The organism is Stenotrophomonas sp. STEN033 (assembly GCF_056856655.1).
The window spans coordinates 1-3803 of the sequence record NZ_JBXFWM010000121.1 but is presented as its reverse complement, the minus strand read 5'-3'; the positions used below and the strand labels follow the sequence as shown (position 1 = coordinate 3803).

The 3803-nt window shown below is 62.9% G+C and carries 1 protein-coding gene; it reads left to right on the top strand.

The annotated features are described in order from the left end of the window. Window positions 1–373: 373 nt before the first annotated feature. Complete coding sequence (locus AC1VXC_RS20965; protein WP_313173630.1) at window positions 374–3454, top strand: TonB-dependent receptor; 3081 nt, start codon at window positions 374–376, stop codon at window positions 3452–3454. Window positions 3455–3803: the final 349 nt, after the last annotated feature.

Here is a 3803-nt window from a genome sequence, read left to right as displayed (position 1 = left end):
CCCCTTGGCCGTTGGACAATAGGGTGGTCCCACACCGAGGGGCCCCGCCGGGGTTTCCATACCGCATCCCCGGGCGCGCCACTCGCGGTCCTGGGCGCCCCACTACCTCCTCCCCCCGCCCCTCGCCAAGCCCATCGCCCCGGCCATATTGCGTAGCAACATGCGTCAAACCCTTGGCTGTGCTAAAAAATGCGCGCCAATCGTTTAGATCGATCCAAATCGACACCCCCACGATCCCGGCAACGGAACCCTGCTCGAGCGCCAAACCAATCATTGAGCGAACGCAACAAGGCCCCGGTTTCACCCGTTTTTAGATCGATACAAGTCCAAATCAACGTGACAGTTAGCGATTCAATCCAGGAGAGGGAGAGAAATGAAACAGATCACACGCAAGCACGGCCGCGACACATTGTCCGCCGCCATTGCCGTCGCCTTGTTCGCCGTGGCCGCCGTACCCGGCGCTGCGTTTGCGCAACAGGCCAGCACCAGCACCGATGCCACCACGCTCGACAGCGTCAACGTCACCGGTTACCGCTACGCCATCGAAAAAAGCCTTGAGCAGAAGCGCGACGCCAATGCCGTGGTCGAGGTGATCACCGCAGAAGACGTCGGCAAGTTCCCCGACAAGAACGTGGCCGACGCGCTGCAGCGCGTGCCCGGCGTGATCATCACCCGCAGCGGCGGCGAAGGTAAGAACGTCAGCGTGCGCGGCCTGTCCTCGGAGCTGACCCTGACCGAGTTGAACGGCAACTACGTGGCCACTGCCGAATCCAACGGCGACCCGACCCGTTCGTTCAACTACACGCTGCTGCCGTCGAACATGCTGGGCAGCGCCGAGCTGTTCAAGTCGCCGGAAGCCCGCATCGACGAAGGCGGCATCGGCGGTACGGTGATCCTGCACACGCGCCGCCCGCTGGAAATGGAAGCCAACACCGGCTTCGTCTCCGTTGAAGGCACCTGGGCCGACACCACCAAGAAGACCGACGGCCAGCTTTCCGCCTCCTACGCCTGGCATGACAAGGACGACCGTTTTGGCGTGTTCGTTGGCTATACCGACCAGAAGCGCACCACCCGCACCATGGGCGCCAGCACCGAAGGTTGGTCCTGGTATGGCCGTGACGAAGGCGGCACCGCGGTCGATGTCCACGGCAATCCCTCGGACTTCAACTCCAACTGGTGGGGCGGCACCGGCTTCTACGACCAGAACGGCAAGTACTACACCGGCTTCATGATGCCGACCTCGGTGAACCTTGACGTCAAGGACGAGGAACGCGAGCGCAAGGGCGGCCAGTTGACCCTCCAGTTCAAGCCGCTGGACAACCTCACCCTGACCGCGAACTACTTCCGCTTCGACCTGTCGCAGGACTCCCAGACCCACACCATCAAGGTGCCGGAATGGAACATCGCCCGTTATTGGGGCGACGGCAACTGGGCTGGCGGGCGCCTGCTCGACGGGCTGACCATGGACCCGAGCGGCACCATTGTCACCGGTGCCGACTACAGCCTGCATCCGGGCAAGACCTATTACTGCAGCGAGGATGAAGCTGCCGCCGGCGGCATGGCGCCGGGCGGCTGGGGTTCCGACGACTGCACCGTGCCGACCCCGCAGATCACCGGCAGCTACAACCGCGAAAAGGCACTGTCGCAGACCGCCGATTTCTCCGCCGAATGGCGCGGTGAGTCGGTCGACATCGCCTTCAAGGGTGGCCGCACCTGGGCCAAGGGCGGCCCGTCGCTGCAGTTCTCGGTGCCGCTCAAGCCGCGCAGCCAGAATGCCGACGGCAGCTGGAACCTGGGCAACCTGGCCAGCGCCTGGAGCCTGGCTGGTACCCCGTCGATGGCGTTCTCGCCGGAACTGATGCAGAACCTGAAGAACGGCATCCTGCAGGTTGACCTCGGCTCCACTGGCTCGTCGTGGACCCGCAACACCAACCAGCAGAAGTACGCGCAGATCGACACCACCTGGCACAACGACAGCGGCTTCCTGGAATCGCTGCAGTTCGGCGTCAAGTACCGTGACGGTGGCATCCACCGCAGCACCGGCAACAGCTACTGGGCCTGCCCGGGCACCGATGCCAGCGACTACGAGAACCGCTACTGGAACGGCGGCTGCAACGACCTCGCCCTGCAGTTCTCGCCCGACTTCATCTACGGCATGGGCAACCTGGCCGGCGGCATCAATGCAAGCGCGTTCCCGGCCATCAACTACCCGGCCTACATCGCCCATCTGAACAAGACCTACGGGCCGATGCAGACGCGCAACGAAGACAACTTCGTCTACAACGTGGACGAAAAAATCTACTCCACCTACCTGCAGGCCAACTTCCGCACCGAACGCCTGCGCGGCAACGTCGGCGTGCGTGTGGTCAGCACCCGCCAACACGCCGACTCCACCGACAAGGTCACCTCGTACAACGATTACTTCTACGACGACGCCAACGGCAACCCGCTGGCCTGCCAGGCCGGTGACACGGTACCGGGTGCCGCACCGGCACGTACCTACTGCGGTACCGAAGGTTATTGGCGTCTCTCCGACAGCGAAGCGCGCGTCGAGTCGTTCGCTGTCAGCGGCCTGGACCGCAGCTACACCGACGTGCTGCCCAGCTTCAACATCGTCTATGACCTGACCGACAACCTGCTGCTGCGTGCGGCAGCCTCCAAGGTGATCGCACGCCCGAGCTACAACAACATCGCCGCACCGGGCAGCCTGGAGTACTTCAGCCCCGAATACGTCAATGACCGTCGCCTCACCGGTGGTGCCAGCGAGCAGGGCTGGTACGGCTCGGGCAGCAACAAGAACCTGGAAGCCTACAAGGCCACCCAGTACGACATCGGCGTGGAATGGTATTTCCAGCCCGGCTCGGTGCTGGGCCTGGGCTTGTTCCGCAAGGACGTCAGCAACTTCTCGGTGCCGGTGGTGCAGGACGTCACCCAGAACGTCGGCGGCCAGAGCGTGGTCGTACAGAACTACTCCACCACCGCTGGTGGTCGTGACGCGGTGTCGCAGGGCCTGGAGTTCTATGCCCAGCACACGCTGGATTTCGGTCTGGGCTTCCAGGCGAACTACACCTGGAACGACACCAACGAAGCGGCCATCACCCTGGAAGACGGCACCGAGATCGGCAAGTCACCGCTGGTAGGCAGTGCCGAAAACCAGGCCAACTTCACCGTGTTCTATGAAGTGGAAAAGCTGTTGCTGCGCGCCTCGTGGAACCGTCGCGGTGAAGTGGTGCAGGGCCTGGTCAGCGGCCTGAACCTCTACCAGGAGCCCTACCAGCAGATCGACCTGAACGCTGCGTACAACATCACTCCGGCGCTGAGCCTGAGTGCCTCGGTGTTGAACCTGACCAAGGAAGAGACGCGCACGCATCTGGGCAACGACACCAAGGCCCGCTTCTACTCCAACGGTTACGCTGGCCGCGTCGTCTACTTCGGCGTGAACTGGAAGTTCTAAGGCGTTGTAGCCGTGCCCAGTGCACGGAGGTAATGAAAAGCCGCGCTGGCAACAGCGCGGCTTTTTCTTTGCAGATACCGCAAAGAGCGACGGAAGCAGCCTTTCCTTCTCCCGCTTGCGGGGGAAGGTGCCCGAAGGGCGGATGGGGGGTGCTGTTGCTGTTGCTGTTGCTGTTGCTACAGCATTTCCTGCCAAAGAAACCACAAGGCAAAGTCAAAAGCTCCCCTCACCCCAACCCCTCTCCCGCAAGCGGGAGAGGGGCTAGTATTCCTGCATTCCTGCATTCCTGCATTCCTGCATTCCTGCATTCCTGCACTCCCGCACTCCCGCACTCCCGCACCCCCGCACC

Coding starts and splice junctions, on each gene's coding strand:
- AC1VXC_RS20965 (WP_313173630.1), top strand. CDS start 374: ATGAAACAGATCACACGCAAGCACGGCCGCGACACATTGTCCGCCGCC.